The 2,567-nt window shown below is 40.7% G+C and carries 3 protein-coding genes; 2 read left to right on the forward strand and 1 reads right to left on the reverse strand.

Features of this window, described 5'->3' with window-relative positions:
* Positions 1 to 301, reverse strand: a 301-nt coding sequence (locus IIB50_03210) for an IS21 family transposase (protein MCH7530097.1), incomplete at its 3' end; no start/stop codon positions are given.
* 323 nt (positions 302 to 624) lie between these two features.
* On the opposite strand from IIB50_03210, the gene IIB50_03215 reads away from it, so the two are divergent.
* Together IIB50_03215 and IIB50_03220 are read left to right on the forward strand one after the other, a co-directional pair.
* Positions 625 to 963 carry a WG repeat-containing protein gene (locus IIB50_03215; GenBank protein ID MCH7530098.1) on the forward strand — a complete coding sequence of 113 codons (339 nt, stop codon included), beginning with the start codon at positions 625 to 627 and terminating at the stop codon, positions 961 to 963.
* A 36-nt stretch (positions 964 to 999) separates the two neighbouring features.
* On the forward strand, positions 1,000 to 2,567 hold a 1,568-nt coding region (locus IIB50_03220; GenBank protein MCH7530099.1), incomplete at its 3' end, for a UvrD-helicase domain-containing protein.

The raw sequence follows: 2,567 nt of genomic DNA on the forward strand, positions 1-2,567 counted from the left end.
TACGTAGTTGACCATCTGAGAACCTTCCAGGATATCTTCTTTGGAGATCCTCAAACAAGGTCTTTGCCTCAAGGCCGGAGTTGATCTCCAGATGCGAGCGAACTTCGTCCCATACCTCAGAGAACGTATCACTTCTGTTTCGCCAGTTATGTTCAGCTTGTATATCACTGGGTAACTTCCCGAGATCACGATACTTCCGGGCTGTCTTCTCATCCATGCCCGCCTTGGCTGCTGCAATCCCGTATAACTTCTCTTTTTGAATATACTTCATCAGTCTCCTCACCTGTTCGTCTGTTACCATCCAAGCCTCCTTGAGAGTTAATCTTAGATGGTATTTTAACTGTCATTTATTCGGGAATTATGAATGTCGTTAGGCGGGAAATATACCTGTCGCTGATCAATGAAGCTAATATGGTCAACTCATGTGTAAATTAGTACATATTTCATGCACAACGGATGCATTCAGTCGAATCCAATTTAATCTTCGATTATGATATGAAATCCTGGGTAGTTAAAGAGGTTTATGAATATGATTGGGGTGACAATAATTTCAGTAAAGAGTATAAAGTAGATAGTGGGGATGATGTGGCTTTTTTGGGTATAGAAGACGATGGTGAGCTTACCATTACATTGGCCAAGTCTATTAAACTCCGTAAGATTGAAGAGAATGTTTTCAAACAGATAACTGAAGAGAAAAAAGCACCGGATAAGATTCATTACGACAGTAAAGTTTTCTATCTTCATGCCTATTCTGCAGGATATTTTCGGGATTGTGTGAAGGAATCAAAGGACGGTAAATGGGGATTCATTGATACAGACGGAAAAGTGATAATTACTTTTCAATATGATATTCCCTCAGACTTCGAAGGAGGATTAGCAAAAGTTCGAGTGGGCTCTTATAAAAATGGCACCAGTGGTTACATTGACAAAACTTGTAAATATTATTTAGTTTTTCTCACTTAAAAAATGGAAGCAAGTTAGTGTATTATACCCTCCAACGTGACCACTCCAGCATATCTAGAAACACTCAATGAGAAACAAAGGGAGGCTGTCTTAACAACCGAAGGACCGCTTTTGGTACTTGCAGGTGCTGGGTCTGGTAAGACTCGGGTGATTACCCATCGAATCGTTCACTTGGTACACAAGGGGGTTGCTCCGCATAACATTCTTGCAGTTACCTTTACAAACAAAGCTGCACGAGAAATGCGTGAACGCACAGAGACACTTCTAAAAAAATACCCCGGCTCTGGGCGTGCATTTACGGACACCCATCCTATTGTCACAACGTTTCACTCTCTGGGTGTACAAATTCTCAAAGAGCATCATAAGATTCTGGGGCTCAGACGACATTTCATTATATATGACAGAAACGATTCAGTTAGGGCAATAAAAAAAGCTCTTGAAAAAGCGAGGTACGGCACAAAACAATTTGAGCCTCGAAAAATTCTTGGAATAATTTCACGTGCGAAAGGGAGAGCATTAGAAAGAGACGAATTTCTAGAAAGCGCCAAAAGCTACCCTGAGCGTGTAGCCACTAAAGTATGGGAACACTACGAAGCCATAATGAAAGAGGAGCATGCACTTGATTTTGATGACCTCTTATTGAAGACTCTCAGGCTTATAGAGTCCAATACAAATGTACGTGAGACACTACAAAACCGCTACCGCTATATTCACATTGATGAATATCAGGACACCAATACGGTGCAATATAAAATTGTGCAGCTTTTAACAGGGCCGGGACTAAATATATGTGTTGTCGGAGATATAGATCAGAACATATACAGTTGGCGAGGAGCTGATATAAAAAATGTTCTCCAATTTGAGCGACATTTTGGAGGAGCAAAGACGGTACTCTTAGAGGAAAATTACCGATCTACAAAGACTATCATTGCAGCTTCAAACGATATTATAAGTAAAAACAAAAATCGCGTAGAAAAAAACGTTTTCACATCTAATAGCAAAGGGGAGAAAATTACACTTTATGCTGCCCTGACTGGTCATGCTGAAGCAGAATACGTTGCCACGACTTCAAAATTACTTATAAATGACGGGGCTTCACCGTCGGGTATAGCTGTGCTTTATCGTACAAACTTCCAGTCACGTGTGCTCGAGGAAGCTTTTTTAAATTTTGGTATTCCTTATCAGGTCTTGGGTACGAAATTCTTTGAACGAAAAGAGGTGAAAGACGTATTGTCATTTTTGCGCCTTGCATTCAATCCGGGAAGTATCGGGGATTTGGCTAGGATTGTAAATGTGCCAGCGCGTGGCATTGGAAAAGTTACAATGCTTAGAATGCTTGAAGGAAATCGTAATAACATCAAAGGAATAACGCTAGAAAAAGTGGAACGATTTGATCAGATGATGATGGATATTGCTGATTGCGCGAGAACTAAAAAAATGTCTGAGACACTGAAATTTATTCTTAAAAGTACAGGTCTTGAGACATATTTCAAAAAAGACGGAACTGAAGAATCGCTCGAGCGGCTTGAAAACCTGCGTGAATTGGTGACATTGGGCTCCAAGTACGATGAACTTGACCCTGAAGAGGCAGTAGAGGCCTTGCT

The sequence above is a fragment of the Patescibacteria group bacterium genome (genome assembly GCA_022560785.1).
Classification (GTDB): domain Bacteria; phylum Patescibacteriota; class Minisyncoccia; order Phycocordibacterales; family JADFSL01; genus JADFSL01.